The 17,667-nt window shown below is 76.0% G+C and carries 8 protein-coding genes; 4 read left to right on the plus strand and 4 right to left on the minus strand.

Annotated elements, in window-relative coordinates; all coding sequences use genetic code 11:
- The 4 genes from E1298_RS29180 to E1298_RS29195 all read right to left on the minus strand — a co-directional run.
- On the minus strand, positions 1-640 hold a 640-nt coding region (locus E1298_RS29180; RefSeq protein WP_131898861.1), incomplete at its 3' end, for an isochorismatase family protein.
- 8 nt (positions 641-648) lie between these two features.
- Positions 649-2,280 carry a (2,3-dihydroxybenzoyl)adenylate synthase gene (locus E1298_RS29185; RefSeq protein WP_131898863.1) on the minus strand — a complete coding sequence of 544 codons (1,632 nt, stop codon included), beginning with the start codon at positions 2,278-2,280 and terminating at the stop codon, positions 649-651.
- The gene (locus tag E1298_RS29190; RefSeq protein ID WP_131898865.1) at positions 2,280-3,452 is read right to left on the minus strand and encodes an isochorismate synthase; all 1,173 of its coding nucleotides are present in this window, start codon (positions 3,450-3,452) and stop codon (positions 2,280-2,282) included. The genes E1298_RS29185 and E1298_RS29190 overlap by 1 nt, the downstream gene beginning before the upstream one ends.
- A 16-nt stretch (positions 3,453-3,468) precedes the next feature.
- Positions 3,469-4,233, minus strand: a complete 765-nt coding sequence (locus E1298_RS29195) for a 2,3-dihydro-2,3-dihydroxybenzoate dehydrogenase (protein WP_131898867.1) — start codon at positions 4,231-4,233, stop codon at positions 3,469-3,471.
- A 164-nt stretch (positions 4,234-4,397) separates the two neighbouring features.
- Between E1298_RS29195 and E1298_RS29200 the strand changes: the two genes are divergently transcribed.
- From E1298_RS29200 to E1298_RS29215, 4 genes are all read left to right on the plus strand, one after another.
- A complete protein-coding gene (locus tag E1298_RS29200) occupies positions 4,398-4,628 on the plus strand; it encodes a phosphopantetheine-binding protein (RefSeq protein WP_131898869.1) in 231 nt (76 codons plus the stop codon).
- Positions 4,629-4,650: 22 nt separating this feature from the next.
- Positions 4,651-6,147, plus strand: a complete 1,497-nt coding sequence (locus E1298_RS29205; protein WP_131898871.1) for a tryptophan 7-halogenase — start codon at positions 4,651-4,653, stop codon at positions 6,145-6,147.
- 19 nt (positions 6,148-6,166) lie between these two features.
- Entirely contained in the window at positions 6,167-7,126 is a 960-nt protein-coding gene (locus E1298_RS29210; protein WP_131898873.1) for an ABC transporter substrate-binding protein, read from the plus strand.
- Positions 7,127-7,169: 43 nt separating this feature from the next.
- Positions 7,170-17,667 (plus strand): non-ribosomal peptide synthetase (locus tag E1298_RS29215; RefSeq protein WP_131898875.1); only part of this gene is annotated, 10,498 nt, incomplete at its 3' end.

Genomic DNA, 17,667 nt, shown 5'->3' on the forward strand with positions numbered 1-17,667 from the left:
GGGAGGGGCGGTGGGTGAGCATGGAGAGCAGGTCGCCGGTGCTGAGGGTGACCGCGCAGCGTTCGGCGGCGTAGGTGAGGGCCGAGGCGTGGTGGTCGGCGGAGAAGTCGGCGGTGCCGTCGGCGACGAAGAACGCCTCGATGTCGCGCATGAACGCCTCGCACGCCGTCATGAGGCAGCCGATGTGGGCGTAGACGCCGGTGATGATGAGCTGGTCGCGCTGGAGGGCGGCCAGGACGTCGTCCAGGGAGGTGCGCTGGAACGCGCTGTAGCGCCACTTGGTGAGCCGGATGTCGGACGCGGCGGGCCGGAGCGGCGCGATGATCTCGGCGGCGCGGGGGTCGGCGGGGATCCCGGCGCCCCAGAAGTCCTGGAGGAGGCCGCGCTGCTCGGCGCTCTGCGCGCCCGGCTGGGCGCTGTAGACGACGGGGATCCCGAGAGAGGCGCAGCGCGTGCGCAGGGCGATGATGTTGGCGAGGAGCTCGGGGATCGGGGAGGCGGCGGGGGCGAAGGCGTCCACGAAGTAGTTCTGCATGTCGTGGATCAGCAGGACGGCGCGGGAGGGGTCCGCGGTCCAGGTGACGCGGTTGGCCGGCAGGGTGCCGGGCATCGGGTAGGACGCGATCCGGGGCAGGCCCATGGTGACTCCTAGGTGGGTGGGGCGAGGCGCGCGGCCAGGGCCCGGCGCAGCTCCCGCTTGCTGATCTTGCCGACTCCGGTGACCGGGAACCGGGTGACGATCTCGAACCGATCGGGGATCTTGAAGGGGGCGAGGCCCCGGCTCCGGAGGTGCTCGCGCAGCGCGGCGGCGTCGGGGGCGGCGGCGCCCGCGGCGGCCGCGCGGGGGACGACGACGGCGCAGGTCCGCTCGCCGAGGAACCGGTCGGGGACGGCGACGACGGCGGCGTCCCGGACGGCGGGGTGGGCGAGCAGGTGGTTCTCGACCTCCTCGGCGGCGATCTTCTCGCCGCCGCGGTTGATCTGGTCCTTCTCGCGGCCCTCCACCACGAGGTGGCCGGACGGCAGGCGGCTGACGACGTCGCCGGTCCGGTAGAAGCCGTCGGGGGTGAACGCGGCGGCGTTGTGCTCGCCGGCCCGGTAGTAGCCCCGGATGGTGTACGGGCCGCGGGTGAGCAGCTCGCCGGGGGCCCCGGGCGGGACCTCGCGGCCATCGGGGCCGACCACGCGGATCTCGTCGTCGGGGGAGATCGGCCGTCCCTGCGTCGTGAGCCGGTACTCCTGCGGGTCGCCCGCCCGGGTGTAGCAGACCAGGCCCTCGGCCATGCCGTAGACCTGCTGGAGGTCGCAGCCGAGCGCGCCGGGGACGCGCGCCGCGGCCTCGTTGCCGAGCCGGGCGCCGCCGACCTGGAGGACCTCCAGGCTGGACAGGTCGTGCCGGGTGGTGCGGGCGGTCTCCATCCACAGCAGCGCCAGCGGCGGGACGAGCGCGGTCAGCGTGACCCGCTCCGCCTCGATCAGCGGGAAGGCCGTGCTCGGGGCGGGTTGCGCGGCCATCACGACGCGGCCGCCGGCGTGCAGGACGCCGAAGACGCCGGGGGAGCTCATCGGGAAGTTGTGCGCGGCGGGCAGCGCGGCCAGGTAGACGGTGCGCGGGGTGAGCCCGCAGATCTCGGCGCTGGCGCGGATGCTGTACAGGTAGTCGTCGTGGGTGCGCGGGATCATCTTGGGCGTGCCGGTGGTGCCGCCGGAGAGCTGGAACAGGGCGACGTCGGCCGGGTCGGCGCCCGGGAGGTCGGCGGGCTCGGGGGCGCGCACGCCGTCCAGGGGCGTGAACTCCCCGGCGTCGCCGGCGACGAGCACGTGCCGCACGCCGGGCGCCCGCGCCACGACCTCGCGGGCGAGCGTCCGGTAGTCGAACCCGGCGTGCTCGTCCGCGACCACGTAGGCGACGGCGGCGCAGTGGCGGGCCAGGTGGACGATCTCGCTGGACCGGTGGGCCGGGAGCGTGAACACCGGGATCGCGCCGAGCCGGAACAGGGCGAAGGCCGTCTCCAGGAACTCGGCGGCGTTCGGGAGCTGGACGATGACCCGGTCCCGGGGGGCGATCCCCAGGTCGCGCAGGCCGGCGGCGAGCCGGGACGCCCGCGCGGACAGCTCGGCGTAGGTCCAGGAGCGGGCGCCGTCGACGACCGCGACGCGGTCGCCGTGGGCGGCGGCGAGCCGGGTGAGCAGGGCGCCGAAGGTCTCGCCGCGCCAGTACCCGGCGGCGCGGTAGCGCGCGGCGGCCTCGGCGGGCCAGGGGACGCAGTGTTCGAGCATCACAGGTCCTGCTCGATGCCGATGGCGCGCAGGAACGTGCGGAACTTCGCGGTGGTCTCGGCCAGCTCGGCGTCGGGCGTCGAGCCCTCGACGACCCCGGCGCCGGCGTAGACGCGGATCTCCCGGTCGGCGACCTCGGCGCAGCGGATCGTGACGGCCCATTCGCCGTCGCCGGAGGAGTCGGTCCAGCCGACGACGCCGCTGTAGAAGCTGCGGTCGAACGGCTCGATCTCCCCGATGGCGCGCATCGCCAGCGTGCGGGGGGTGCCGCACACGGCGGGCGTGGGGTGCAGCGCGGTCGCCAGGTGCAGCGAGGTGACCTCGGGGTCGCGCAGGTGCCCGCGGACGACGGTCGACAGGTGCCACAGCGTGGGCGTGCGCAGCAGCGACGGCGTGTCGGGGACCTCCAGGTCCAGGCAGTAGGGGCGCAGCCCCTCGGCGACCGCCTCGACGACGACGGCGTGCTCGCGCAGGTCCTTGGCCGAGGCCAGCAGCCGCTCGCCGGCGCGGGCGTCGGCCAGGGCGTCGGCGTGCCGCGGCGCGGAGCCGGCCAGCGGGTTGGCGGTGACCCGGCCGCCGGAGCGCCGGACGAGCAGCTCGGGGCTGGCGCCCAGGAGGATCCGGCCCGGTTGCAGGTCGAAGGCGAACACGTAGCCGTCGGGGTTGCCGTGGGCGAGGCGGCGCAGCATCGCCGCGACGCCGTGGTGGCGGACGCCCTCCAGGTAGAGCGCGCGGGCGAGGACGATCTTGCGTGCGGGCCCGTCGGCGAGGCGGTCCAGCGCCGCGGTGACGCCGCTCCGGTAGTCGTCCGGCGATGGGACGTGCCGCAGCGAGCCGAAGCGGGCCGGCAGCGCCGGGGGCGGCGCCTGCGCGGCCATCGGCCCGGTCCAGCGGACGGTGGCGGGGACGCGCAGGCGGGCCGGGGTCACGGGGCGGAAAGGCAGGGCGCCGACCACGATGGGGCGCGGCTGCCCGGCCGCCTCGGCCTCGGCGAGCGTGGTCCGGACGCGCCGGACCAGGGCGTCGGCGGCGCCGCCCGCGCTGTTGCAGGTGGGGACGACCGCGGCGGTGCCCTCGGCGAGCAGGGCGTGGCCGGCGGACCGGAAGAAGAAGGAGTCCTCGGGCCGGTAGTCGCTGAGGAGGTCGGCGCGGGACTGGGTGAGGATCGTCAAGGATTCGGCTCCGGGTTCAAGCGCGCAGCGTTGCGCCGCCGTCGACGTACAACTCGTGCATGGTGATGTGCCGCGCCCGCTCCGACAGCAGGAACAGGACGGCGTCGGCGATGTCGTCGGGGTCGGCGACGCGGCCGAGCGGGATGCCGGTGCGGTAGGCGGCCGGGTCGCCGCCGATGACGTCGCCCGCGCCGAGCTCGCGCAGCATGGGGGTGTCGGTCGAGCCGGGCGAGACCACGTTGCACCGGACGCCGTACGGGGCCAGCTCCAGCCCCAGGCAGCGGGTGAAGTGGGCCGCGGCGGCCTTGGACGCGGCGTAGGCGGCCATGCCGGTCCGGGGGATCCCGCCGGCGTTCGAGCCGACGGTGACGATCGCGCCGTGGCCACGTCCGGCCATCCTGCGGGCGGCGGCGCGGGACACCACGAACACGCCCGTGGTGTTGACGGCGAAGGTCGTGGCCCAGTCGCCGTCGCTGGTCGCGACGACCGATGAGGGCAGCAGCACCCCGGCGACGTTGACGACCTCGGTCACGGGCCCGAACACCGATTCCACCGCGTCGAAGACGGTCTCGACGGCGGCGGCGTCGCAGATGTCGACGAGGTGCGCCTCGATGGCGCATCCCTTCTCGCGGAGACCGTCGCAGAGTTCGTGCAGGGCGCGGCCGTTGACGTCCAGCGCGGCGACCGGGCGGCCGGTGGACGCGAGGGCCGCCACGGTCGCCGCGCCGATGCCGCCGGCCGCGCCGGTCACCACCGCCACGCCTTCGTCCATGTTCGCCATCCTCAAGTTAGGTCTACCTAAGTTAGGTTAGGCATACCTATATTTCAGATGTCCCGGGAGATCGTCAAGAGCGGTCGGCGGACTCCCGGCGGAGGGTTGACAGGTCGCGATGCGATCTTCATTCTTAGGCAAGCCTTACCTAAGTCCGCCAAGGAGTGTGACCGATGGAGCGGAACCCGCTCACCCCCGAACGGATCCGCGCCGACGTGGCCGATGTGCTGAGCGTGCGAGCGGACGACCTCACCGACGACGCCCGGCTGACCGACCAGGGCCTGGACTCGATCCGCCTGATGACGCTCATCGAGCGGTGGCGCGCCGAGGGGGTCGACGTCGAGATCGTCGACCTGGCCGAGCGTCCCACCGTCGCCCAGTGGGTCGAGCGGCTCGCCCGCTGACGCCCCGCGAAGGAGATCTCACGTGAAGACCGAGCAGTACGACGTCGTCGTGGTCGGCGGCGGCCCCGGCGGCTCCACCGCCGCGGCGCTCGTCGCCGCGCGCGGCCACCGGGTGCTCCTGCTGGAGAAGGAGACCTTCCCCCGCTACCAGATCGGCGAGTCGCTGCTTCCCGCGACGGTGCACGGCGTCTGCCGCCTGCTCGGCGTCGAGGCGGAGATGGAGGCGGCCGGCTTCATGGTCAAGCGCGGCGGCAGCTTCCGCTGGGGCACCAACCCCGTCCCGTGGAACTTCCTGTTCGCGCTGTCGCCGGAGATCTCCGGGCCGACCTCCTACGCCTACCAGGTCGAGCGGATGAAGTTCGACGAGATCCTGCTGCGCAACGCGGCGGCCAAGGGCGCCGAGGTCCGCGAGAACGCGGCGGTCGGCGAGGTGCTCGCCGACGCGGACCGGGTGCGCGGCGTCCGGTACACCGGCGCGGACGGCGAGGCCCGCGAGGTCCGCGCCCGGTACGTGATCGACGCCTCCGGGAACCGGACGCGGATCAGCACCCACGCCGGGGGCGAGCGCGTGTACTCCGAGCACTTCCGCAACCTGGCGCTGTTCGGCTACTTCGAGGGCGGACGGCGGCTCCCCGGCCCCGACTCCGGCAACATCCTGTGCGCGGCGTTCGACGAGGGCTGGATCTGGTACATCCCGCTCAGCGACACGCTCACCAGCGTCGGCGCGGTCATCAGCAATACCCGCGCGCAGGAGATCCAGGGCGGCCAGGCCGCGCGGGAGAAGGCGCTGCTCGGGTTCATCGACCGCTGCGAGATCGTCCGCGACCACCTCAGCGAGGCCACGCGCGTCACCACCGGCACTTACGGCGAGGTGCGCGTCCGCAAGGACTACTCCTACGCCAACACCCGCTTCTGGCGGCCCGGCATGGCGCTGGTCGGCGACGCCGCGTGCTTCATCGACCCGGTCTTCTCCACCGGCGTGCACCTGGCCACCTACGCCGGCCTCCTCGCCGCCCGCTCGCTCAACGCCGTCCTCGGCGGCGACCTGTCCGAGGAGCGCGCGTTCGGCGAGTTCGAGGGCCGCTACCGCCGCGAGTACGGCGTGTTCTACGAGTTCCTCAGCGCCTTCTACGACATGCAGGGGGAGGAGGAGAGCTACTTCTGGAAGGCCAAGAAGGTCACCGCCTTCGACACCTCGGCGATGGAGGCGTTCGTGACGCTCGTCGGCGGGGTCGCGTCGGGCGAGGCCGCCCTGACCGACCCGGCCGAGATGGTCGGACGGTTCCGGGCCTCCTCGCGCTCCCTCGCGGACGCCGTCACCGCGACCGGCGACATGACCACCGCCTCCGGCGAGCGGATGAACCACCTCTTCGGCGTCGGCGTCGTCGGCGACGTCATGCAGGAGATGAACCAGATCCAGCGGCGCGGCGTCCTCGGCTCCGCGACCAGCGAGGCGCCGCTGCTGCCCGGGGGGCTCGTCCCCTCGGCCGACGGGCTCGGCTGGGCCGAGCCCGCGTGACCCATTCCCCAGGAGAACCATGAACGCCCTCATCCGCGGATCGCGGCTGCTCGTCGCCGCCCTCGCCGTCAGCGCATTCACCCTCGTCGGCTGCGGCGATTCGGACGACCCGGAGGCGGCCGGGCCGGCGCCGGCCGCCGCGACCTCGCGGACGGTCAGGGCCGCCAACGGCACCGTGACCGTGCCGGCGAACCCGAAGAGGGTCGTCGGGATCAGCTACGCCACCGGCGCGCTGCTGGACGTCGGCGTCGTGCCCGTCGGCACCACCAAGATCGAGGAGCCGCTGGAGCTCACCCCGCAGCAGGCGGCCACCGGCGCCAAGATCCCCGAGATCGGCGCGGGCGACCAGGTGAACCTGGAGAAGGTCGCCGCGCTGCGGCCCGACCTGATCGTCGTCGAGGGCGCCGACTTCGGCTGGCCCATCGACAAGCTCAAGGCCATCGCGCCGACGCTGTACTTCAAGGTCGCCAAGCCCAGCGAGCTGGTCCGGAACGCCGAGCAGATCGCCCAGGCCGTCGGCAAGGAGGACAAGCTCAAGGAGCTGAAGGCCGCCTACGCCGCCCGGCTCGCCGAGGTGAAGGGCAAGTACGCCAAGGCCCTGACGAAGAAGTTCACGATCGTCTCCACCTACGGCCAGGGCAAGTACTTCATCGACACGCGCACCTCGTGGATCGGGCAGGTCCTCGACGGCCTCGGCGCGGGCTTCGCCAAGGAGTCCGCCAAGACCGACACCCACCAGAACGAGTACTCCCAGGAGCGGATCTCGCTGCTGGGCGACGCCGACGTCGTGCTCATCGGCCGCTCCGGCGGCAAGTTCACCCCGGAGGTCGACCAACTGCTCCGGACCGGCTCCTGGAAGCTGCTCAAGGCCGCCAAGTCCGGCCAGGTGCACGGCATCGACTACAGCTACGCGGACCGGTACACCACCCTGACGCAGGTTCTCGGCCAGATCGAGACCGTCCTGCGGGGCCTGTCCTGACCTCCGCCGCCGCGCCCGGCGCGGCCAGCACCGAAAGGCCGTGATGTCCGGCGCGCACCCCCTCGCCCTGACCGGAGCCCAGGAAGGCGTCTGGTACGCACAGCGCATCGACCCCTCCCACCCGGGCTTCAACGTCAGCCAGTACGTCGAGGTGAGGGGGCCGCTGGACCACGCGGCCTTCCGCGCGGCCGTCGCCGGGGCGCTCGGCGAGGCGCAGGTGCTCGGCGTCCGGTTCGCCGACACCCCCGCCGGTCCCCGCCAGGTCCCCGGCGCGGCGCGGCCCGCGCCGCCCGAGGTCGTCGACCTGCGGGACGAGCCCGACCCGTCCGCCGCCGCGCACGCGCGGATGCGCGCCGACCTCGCCCGGCCGCTCGACCTGACCGGCGGCGGCCTGTCCACCCAGACGCTCTTCGTGGTCGGCGACGAGGAGCACGTGTGGTTCCAGCGCTACCACCACGTGCTCGTCGACGGCTACTCGGTGACCCTGCTGACCCGCCGCGCCGCGCAGCTCTACACCGCCCGCGTGGACGGCACGGACGCGCCGCCCTCGCCGTTCGAGCCGCTCGCGGCGCTGCTGGCGGACGAGGCCGCCTACGCGGGTTCGGCCGAGCAGGACGCCGACCGGGAGTTCTGGCGCGGCTACCGGGGCGGCGCCGCCGACCCCCGGGGCTTCGCCGCCGTGCCCCGCCCGCCGGCCGCCACGTTCCTGCGCGAGTGCGCCGCCGCGCCGCCGGAGACCAATGCCGCCGTGCGGGACGCCGCCAAGGCGTGCGGGGGCACCTGGGCGGAGGTGGCGGCCGCCGCGTTCGCCGCCTACACCCACCGTGTCACCGGCGCCACCGACGTCGTGCTCGGCATGCCGTTCATGGGACGCATGGGCACCCGCGCCGCCCGCGTGCCGGGCATGGCGGTGAACGTCCTGCCGGTGGTGGTGCCCGTCCGGCCCGGCGCGACCCCGGCCGAGCTCACCCGGGAGACCGGCCGGCAGATCGCCGCCGTCCGGGCGCACCAGCGGTACCGGAGCGAGGACCTGCAGCGCGACCTCGGCCTCGTCGGGACCGGACGGCCCCTCACCGGGCCGACCCTCAACATCAAGCCCTTCGACTACCGGCTGCGCTTCGGGCCCGCCGCCGGCACCGCGCACAACCTCGCCGCCGGGCCGGTGGACGATCTGGAGGTCAGCGTCTACCACCGCGCCGGGGAGCTGGCGTTCGAGTTCGACGCCAACCCCGCCGCGCACACCCCCGAGGCCCTGCGCGCCCACCGCGACCGGTTCCTGGCCTTCCTGCACGGCTTCGCGGCGGGCCACGACGCACCTGCCGGCCTGCTCGATGTCGCGCTGCCGCACGAGCGGGCGCCGCTCACCGGCCCCGCCTTCGACCCGCCCGCCGAGCCGCTCACCCGGATCCTGGAGCGCCACGCCGCACGCGCGCCCGGCGCCGCCGCCGTGGTCACCGGCCGCGAGACGCTCACCTTCGGGGAGCTGGACGCCCGCGCCAACCGGCTCGCACGCCGCCTGCGCGCGCACGGCGCCGGTGCGGATCGGGTCGTCGCGGTGGCGCTGCCGCGCTCGGCCGACCTCGTCGTCGCGCTGCTCGCCGTCCTGAAGTCGGGGGCCGCGTACCTGGTGTTCGACGGCGACCGCCCCGCCGAGCACATCGCCCGGCTGATGGCCGAGACCGCGCCGGTCTGCGCCGTGTCCGACGGCTCCTTCCCCCTGCCCGCCGGGACGGTGGTGCTGGCTCCCGGCGACGGGGACGGCGAACCGTCCGGTCCGCTCCCGGACGCGCCGCTCCTGGACGGGCTCGCCTACGTCCTGTTCACGTCCGGCTCGACGGGACGTCCCAAGGGCGTCGAGGTCACCCACCGCGGCCTAGTGAACCTGTTCCACGACCACCTGCGCACGACCATGGCAGCGGCGGCGCGGCCGGACGGGACGCCACTGAAGGTCGCGCACACCTTCTCGTTCTCCTTCGACTCCTCCTGGGGCGCGTTCCTCTACCTGTTCGCGGGCCACGAGCTGCACCTGGCGGGGGAGGACGAGCGCCGCGAACCGTCGGCGCTGGTCCGGCGCGGCCACGACGTCCTGGACGTCACGCCCGCCTTCGCCCTGGAACTGCTGGACGCCGGGCTGCTCGACGATCCCGCCAGGCGGCCGCGGCTGCTGCTGTTCGGCGGCGACGCCGCGCCGCCCGCGCTGTGGTCGCGGCTGCGCGCCGTGCCGGGCGTGCTCGCCCACAACTACTACGGCCCGACCGAGTACACCGTCGACGCCCTCGGCGCCGCCGTCGCGGACCACGAGGCGCCGTCGATCGGCACGCCGGTCGCGGACACCCGGGCCCTGGTGCTGGACGGTGCGCTGCGGCCCGTCCCGCCCGGCGCGACCGGCGAGCTGTACCTGGCGGGCCCGGGACTGGCGCGCGGCTACCGGGGCCGCCCGGACCTGACCGCGGAGCGGTTCGTCGCCGCCCCCGGCGGCCCGCCCGGCGCGCGCATGTACCGCACCGGCGACCTCGTGCGGCGCGCGCCGGACGGGGGCCTGGAGTTCGCGGGCCGCGCCGACCACCAGGTGAAGATCCGCGGGTACCGGGTGGAGCCCGGCGAGGTGGAGGCGGCCCTGGCCGCCGAGCCCGGGGTGGCCCAGGCGGTGGCCGTCGCCCGCGGCGGCCGGCTCGTCGCCTACGTCACCGGCACGGCGGGCACGGGCGACGGAGCCGGCATGGAGGACGGAACAGGCATGCAGGACGGGGACGCGCTGCGCGAGCGCCTCGCCGCGCGGCTGCCCGGCCACCTCGTCCCCGCCGCCGTCGTGGTGCTGGAGGCGCTGCCGCTGACCGCCGCCGGCAAGCTGGACCGCGCCGCCCTGCCGGACCCGGAGTTCGCCGCGCCGGGCCGTGCCCCTCGCACCGGGCGGGAGCGCGTGCTGTGCGCGGTGTTCGCCGGGGTGCTCGGGCTGCCGCGCGTCGGCGCCGACGACGACTTCTTCGCGCTCGGCGGTGACAGCATCTCCGCCATCCAGGCCGCCACCCGCGCCCGGCGGCGGGGCCTGGCCATCGCCGCCCGCGACCTGTTCGAGTGCAAGACGGCCGCCGCGGTCGCGCTCGTCGCCGCCGAGGCCGCGGACGAGGAGCCCGCCGACCCTGCTGCGGGGACCGGGCCGCTGCCGCTCCTGCCGATGGCGGCCTGGCTGCGCGGGCTCGGCGGCCCGATCGGCCGCTACAGCCAGTCGGTGGTGGTGCCCGTCCCGCCGACCGGCGAGAGGCGCCTCGCCACCGCGCTCCAGGCGCTGATCGACCGCCACGACGCCCTGCGGCTGCGGGTCGGCCCGGACTGGGCCGCCGAGGTCCTGCCCGCCGGAGCGGTCCCGGTGTCACGGGTGCTGCGGCGGGTGCCGGACGGCGCCGACCTGGACACCGAACTCGACGCGGCCGCGGGCCGTCTCGACCCGGCCGCGGGCACCGTCGTCCAGGCCGTCTGGAGCGACGCCGGGCCCGGCCGCCCCGGACGGCTCGGCCTCACCGTCCACCACCTGGCCGTGGACGGGGTGTCCTGGCGGATCCTGCTGCCGGACCTCGCCGAGGCGTGGGAACGCGGCGCGCTCCCGGCCTCCCCCGGCACCACGCTGCGCGGCTGGGCCGAACGGCTGGCCGCCCACGCCGACCCCGGCGCCGCCGCCTTCTGGACGCGGATGCTCGGCGGCCGGGAGCGCCCGCTCGGCGGCCGCGCGCTGGACCCCGCCGCCGACACCACCGGCACCGCCCGGACCCTGCGCCGCGCCCTGCCCGCCGGGCTCACCGCCGACCTGCTCGGCCCCGTCCCCGCGACGTTCCGCGCCGGTGCGCAGGACGTGCTGGTGGCCGGGCTCGGGCTGGCCGTGGCCGCCCGGACGGGCCACGCCGACGTCAGCGTCCAGGTGGAGGGGCACGGCCGCGAGGAGGGCTTCGGCGGCGGCCGCCCCGCCGACCTCGGCCGGACCGCCGGCTGGCTGACCAGCGAGTTCCCGGTGCGGCTCGACCTGCGCGGCCTGGACCCGTCCGCCGCGGCCGCCGGGGGAGCGGACGCGGGGGAGGCCCTCAAGCGGATCAAGGAGATGCTGCGCTCCCTGCCCGGCAACGGCCTCGGCTTCGGCGTCGCCCGCTACCTGGACGCCGGTGCGGGCCCCGCGCTCGCGGCCCTTCCGGTGCCGCAGATCCTGTTCAACTACCTCGGCCGCTTCGGCGCCGGGAACGCCGGGAACGGCGACAGTGGGGACGGCGGCGACGGCGGCGTTCCGTGGACGCCCGCCGCCGACCAGGACGCCTTCACCGTCCGCACCGACCCGGCGATGCCGATGGCGCACGCCCTGGAGATCAACGTCTTCGCGCGGGAGACCGCCGGGGGCACCGTGCTGGACGCGCACTGGACCTGGGCGCCGGGCGTCCTCACCGCCGCCGAGGTCACGGCGCTGGCCGATGCCTGGCACGCCGCGCTGGCGGGCCTCGCCCGGCATGCCGCCGGTCCCGGCGCGGGCGGGCTCACCCCCTCGGACGTCCCGCTGTCCGGGCTGGACCGGCCCGCCCTGGACGATCTGCTGGACCGCTTCCCCGGCACCGCCGACGTCCTCCCGCTGTCGCCGCTGCAAGAAGGGCTGCTGTTCCACGCGGCCTACGCGCCCGGCGACGTCGACGTCTACACCTCGCTGGTCCACCTCGATCTCGACGGCGACCTGGACGCCCCGGCCCTGCGCGCGGCGGCCGCCGCGATGCTCGCCCGGCACGACGGGCTGCGGGCCGGGTTCGTCCACGACGGGCTGGACCGGCCGCTCCAGCTCGTCCCCGCGTCCGCCGAGCCCGGCTGGCGGGAGACCGACCTGTCGGGCCTGCGCGGCGCCGCCCTGGACGCCGCCCTGTCGGCCCTCGCCGAGGAGGAACTGGCGCACCGGTTCGACCCGGCCGCGCCGCCGCTGCTGCGCTGCGTCCTCGCCCGGACCGGGGAGCGCTCGCACCGGCTGCTCGTCACCACCCATCACCTGATCATGGACGGCTGGTCCACGCCGACGTTCGTCCGCGAGCTGATGGCCGCCTACCGCGGCGAGCCGCTGCCGCCCGCCGTCCCCTACCGCCGCTACCTGGAGTGGCTCGCGGGCCGGGGCGCCGCCGCGATGACCGCCGCCTGGCGGGACGCGCTCGCCGGCCTCGACGGTCCGACGCTGCTGGCCCCGCACGCCGCCCAGGTCGCGCCCGGCCGGGCGGCCGAGCTGGTCTGCCCGCTGCCCGGCGCGGATCTGACCGCCTACGCGCGGCGGCACGGCCTCACGCTCAACACCGTTCTGCAGGGCGTATGGGCCCTGGTCCTCGGCGGCCTCACCGGGCGCCGCGACGTGGTGTTCGGCACCACCGTCTCCGGCCGCCCGGCCGAGCTGGACGGCGTCCATGACATGGTCGGCCTGTTCAGCAACACCGTCCCGGTGCGCGTCCGGCTCGACCCCGCGCCGCGGCTGCCGGAGGCGTTCACCGCGCTCCAGGCCGGGCAGGCCGCCCTGCTCGACCACGCCTACCTCGGCCTGGCCGACATCCAGGCGGCGGGCCCGGGCGGGACGCTGTTCGACACGCTCCTGGTGTTCGAGAACTACCCGTCCGAGGACGGCGCCGCCGCGAGCGCGGGCCTGCGCGTCACCGGGGTCGGCAGCCGCGGCTACACCCACTATCCGCTCACGCTGATGGTGCTGCCCGGCGCCGATCCCCGGCTCGTCCTGGAGTACAGGCCCGACCTGCTGCCCGCCGGGCAGGCCGAGGCGGTCGCCGAGCGCGTGACGTCCGTCGTCGCCCAGATCCTCGGCGATCCGGCGCGCACCGCCGCCGGGATCGACGTGCGCATCGCCCGGGAGCGGCAGGCCGCCGCCGCGCCCGCCGGCGAGGGGGTCTGCGACGCCCCGGACGTGCTCACGGTCTTCCACCGTCAGGTCGACGCCACGCCCGGCGCGGTCGCCGTCGTCGCCGGGCCGCGGACGCTCACCTTCGCCGAGCTGGACGAGCGCGCCGCGCGGCTCGCGACCGTCCTCGCCGGGCACGGTGCCGGGCCCGAGCGGATCGTCGCCCTGGCGCTGCCGCGGACCGCCGACCTCGTCGTCGCGCTCCTCGCCGTCCTGAAGACCGGCGCCGCGTACCTGCCGCTGGATCCGGGCCACCCGGCCGAGCGGATCCGGGCGACGATCGAGGACGCCGCGCCGGTGTGCGCGGTCGTCTCCGGCGCCCCGGGAGCGGTGCCGCTCCCGGCGTCCGTCCCCACCGTCGACCCCGCCGACCCCCGCGTCGCCGGAGCCGCCTTGCACCCCCGCACGGCGCCCGCGCCGGAGCAGCTCGCCTACGTCATCTACACCTCCGGCTCGACGGGCAGGCCCAAGGGGGTCCTGATCTCCCACGGCGGGCTCGGCGTCATGCTCGCCGACCACCGCGGCACCGTGTTCGCCCGCGCGGTCCGGGCGGCGGGCGGGCGGCGGCTGCGCGCCGCCCACACCGCCTCGTTCTCCTTCGACTCCTCCTGGGAGCAGCTCCTCTGGATGATCTGCGGGCACGAGCTGCACCTGCTGGACGACGCCACCCGCCGGGACCCGCAGGCCGTCGTCGCGGCGTGCGCCGAGCAGGCCCTGGACACCCTCGACGTCACCCCCTCCTTCGCGGCGGAGCTGTTCGCGTGGGGGCTGCTGGAGAAGGCGCCGCCGGTGTTGCTGCTGCTCGGCGGCGAGAGCGTGGGCGAGGCGGTGTGGACGCGGCTGCGCGAGGCGCCCGGCGTCCTCGGCCACAACTACTACGGCCCCACCGAGTACACCGTGGACGCGCTCGGCGCGGACCTCGCGGACGCGCCGACGCCGGTGATCGGCGCGCCCATCGCGCGGACCCGGATCCAGATCCTGGACGAGCTGCTGCGGCCCGTCCCCGAGGGCGTCCCCGGCGAGCTGTACCTGTCCGGTGACGGCATCGCGCGCGGCTACCTGAACCGGCCCGCGCTGACGGCCGCCCGCTTCGTCGCCGACCCGTCCGGCGTCCCCGGCGCGCGCGCCTACCGTACCGGCGACCTGGTCCGGCGGCTGCCCGGCGGGGCGCTGGAGTTCCTCGGCCGCACCGACGACCAGGTCAAGATCCGCGGGTTCCGGGTGGAGCCCGGCGAGGTCGAGGCGGCGCTCGCGGCGCTGCCGGAGGTCTCCCGCGCGGCGGTCGTGGCCCGCGACGGCCGCCTGGTCGGCTACGCCGCGGCCGATCCGGGCACGGGCGGCGAGGCGCTGCGCCGCGCGCTCGGCGACGTGCTGCCCGCGCATCTCGTCCCCGCCGCCGTGGTGGTGCTGGCGGAGCTGCCGCTGAACGTCAACGGCAAGCTCGACCGCGCCGCGCTGCCCGAACCGGGGGCCGTCGCGCCGCCGGACGACGCGCGCGCTTCCCGCGACGCCCGCGAGGAGCTGGTCGCGGCGGCGTTCGCCGACGTGCTGGGCACCCCCGCCGGCCCGGACGGCGACTTCTTCGACCTCGGCGGCCACTCCCTGCTCGCCACCCGGCTCGTCGGGAGGCTCCGCGGCCTGCTCGGCGCGGGCCTGGCCATCCGCGACCTGTTCGAGGCGCCGACGCCCGCGGCACTGGTCCGCCGAGCCGCCCGGACGGGGGCCGAGCGCCCGGCCCCCGCCCCGGCCCGGCCGATGCCCGAGCGGGCCCCGCTGTCGCCCGCGCAGGCGCGGCTGTGGTTCCTGCACCGGCTCGACGAGGACGACGTCTCCTACACGATCCCGTTCGCCGTCCGGATCGACGGCGATCTGGACGAGAACGCGCTCCGCGCCGCCTGGGACGACCTGCTGGAGCGGCACGAGATCCTGCGCACCGTCTACCCCGACGTGGACGGCGTCCCCTGCCAGCGGGTCCTGCCGGACGGGCCGCCGCTCGGCGTCGCCGACGCGGCCGAGCGCGACGTGCCCGCGCTGGTCGCGGCGGCGGAGCGGACCCGGTTCGACCTCGCCGCGCGGCCGCCCGTCCGGGGCGTGCTCCACCGGCTGGACGCGCCGGGCGCGTGGCTGCTGTCTGTGTCGGTCCACCACATCGCCGGGGACGAATGGTCGCAGGGCGTCCTGCTGCGCGACCTCGACACCGCCTACCGGGCCCGCACCGCCGGCCGCGCGCCGGGCTGGACGCCGCCGCCCCTCACCTACCGGGACTACACGCTCTGGCAGGCGGACCTGCTCGCGGGACCCGAGGCCGAACGGCAGGCCGCGTTCTGGCGGGACCGGCTCGACGGGCTGCCGGAGGAGATCCCGCTGCCCGCCGACCGGCCGCGCCCCGCCGTCCCCGACCCTTCGGGCGGCGCGGTCACGGTCGCGCTGCCCGCGTCCCTGCACCAGGCCGCTGCGCGGGTCGCGCGCGAGGCGGGCGCGACGCCGTTCATGGTGTGGCAGGCCGTCACCGCCGTGCTGCTGTCCCGGCTCGGCGGCGGCACGGACGTCCCGCTCGGCGTGCCCGTCTCCGGCCGCACCGATCCCGCCCTGGACGACCTGGCCGGGCTGTTCGTCAACACCCTCGTGCTGCGCGTCCGCCTGGGCGAGGACGCCTCGTTCGCCGACCTGGTCGGCCGCGTCCGGTCCGAGCAGATCGCCCTGCTCGACCACGGCGACCTGCCCTTCGAGCGCCTCGTGGAGATCGCCGGGCCGGAGCGCGTCCCCGGGCGCCACCCCCTCTTCCAGGTGATGGTGCTGCACCACCGCGACACCGGCGCGGGGGCCGGGCTGTTCGGCGCGGACACCGCCCTGCTGGAGGACACCTACTCCAGCGCCCGGTTCGACCTGGCGTTCTCCCTCCGCGAGGACGACGCCGGTACCGCCCTGACCCTCGTCTACGCGGCGTCCCGCTTCGAGGAGGACACCGCGCGGGCCATCGCGGGCCGCTTCCAGGCGGTCGCCGGGCGCCTGCTCGCCGACCCCGGCGCCCCCGTCGCCCGCGTGGACGCGCTGACCGCCGCGGAACACGATCTGATCACCGGCCCGTGGAACGCCACCGACCACGACGTCCCGCCCGGGACGCTCGTGGAACGGCTCGACGCGCAGGCCGTCCGGACCCCCGGCGCGGTCGCCGTCCGGTTCGCCGGGCAGAACCTCACCTACGCCGACCTGCACGGCCGCGCCGATGCCCTCGCCGCCGAGCTGCGCGCGCACGGCGCGGGCCCGGGACGGATCGTCGCGGTGGCGCTGCCGCGCTCCCTGGACCTGATGGTGGCGCTGCTGGCCGTCCTCAAGGCCGGTGCCGCCTACCTGCCGCTGGACCCGGACGACCCGGCCGCCCGCCGCGCCGACCTGCTGTCGGACGCCGCCCCGGCCGCGCTGCTGGCCCGCGACTCGGGTGGCCTGCCCGGCTGGGCCGCCACCGGTGTTCCGGGGCTGTTCCGGCCAGACGGCGCACCCACGGCGCCCACGGCGTACACCGGGTCCATCGGGTCCATCGGGTCCGCCGGGTCCACGGCGTCCGGCGCGCGGCCCGCCGGACCCGACGACGCCGCCTACGTCATCTTCACCTCCGGGTCCACCGGACGGCCCAAGGGCGTCGTCGTCCCGCACCGCGCGATCGTCAACCGGCTGGCGTGGATGCAGGCCAGGTACGGGCTCCGCGCCGACGACCGCGTCCTGCAGAAGACCCCCGCCACCTTCGACGTGTCGGTGTGGGAGTTCTTCTGGGCCCTGTGCGAGGGCGCCTCGGTCGTGCTCGCCGAGCCCGGCGGGCACCGCGACCCCGCCTACCTCACCGCGCTGATCCGCGAGCAGGACGTCACCACCCTGCACTTCGTCCCGTCGATGCTCAAGGCGTTCCTCACCGACCCTGGCGTCCCCTCCTGCCGGAGCCTGCGCCGCGTGTTCACCAGCGGGGAGGCCCTCTCCGCCGAGACGGCGGCCGCGCTGCGCGAACTGCTCCCGGTGCCGCTGCACAACCTGTACGGGCCGACCGAGGCCGCCGTGGACGTGACCCACTGGGAGTACCGTCCCGGGGCGCGGACCGTCCCGATCGGGAAGCCGGTGTGGAACACCCGCGTGCACGTCCTGGACGCGCGGCTCCGGCCGGTGCCCCCCGGTGTCCCCGGCGAGCTGTACCTGGCCGGGGTCCAGTTGGCCCGCGGCTACCTGAACCGGCCCGCGCTGACGGCGGAGCGGTTCGTCGCCGACCCCTTCGGCGCGCCGGGGGAGCGCCTGTACCGGACCGGTGACCTCGTGCGCTGGAACACCGGCGGCGACCTGGAGTACCTCGGCCGCACCGACCACCAAGTGAAGCTGAGGGGCCTGCGGATCGAACCCGGCGAGATCGAGGCGGCGCTGCGCGCCCGCCCCGGTGTCACTGACGCCGTCGTGGTCGTCCGCCGCGACGGCCCCGGCAGCGGACGCCTGGTCGCCTACATCGTCGCGCCGGACGGCGACGCCCCCGACGTCGGCGCGCTCCGCACCGACCTGGCCGCCGCCCTGCCCGCCCATCTCGTCCCTGACGACGTGGTGACGCTCCCGCGCTTCCCCCTCACCTCCAGCGGCAAGCTGGACCGCAAGGCCC

The sequence above is a fragment of the Actinomadura rubrisoli genome, from assembly GCF_004349215.1.
GTDB lineage: Bacteria > Actinomycetota > Actinomycetes > Streptosporangiales > Streptosporangiaceae > Spirillospora > Spirillospora rubrisoli.

What these genes read in the sequence shown, in the direction of transcription:
- E1298_RS29185 (WP_131898863.1), bottom strand. Translation starts at nt 2,280, where the DNA reads ATGCTCGAACACTGCGTCCCCTGGCCCGCCGAGGCCGCCGCGCGCTAC.
- E1298_RS29195 (WP_131898867.1), bottom strand. Translation starts at nt 4,233, where the DNA reads ATGGCGAACATGGACGAAGGCGTGGCGGTGGTGACCGGCGCGGCCGGC.
- E1298_RS29200 (WP_131898869.1), top strand. Translation starts at nt 4,398, where the DNA reads ATGGAGCGGAACCCGCTCACCCCCGAACGGATCCGCGCCGACGTGGCC.
- E1298_RS29210 (WP_131898873.1), top strand. Translation starts at nt 6,167, where the DNA reads ATGAACGCCCTCATCCGCGGATCGCGGCTGCTCGTCGCCGCCCTCGCC.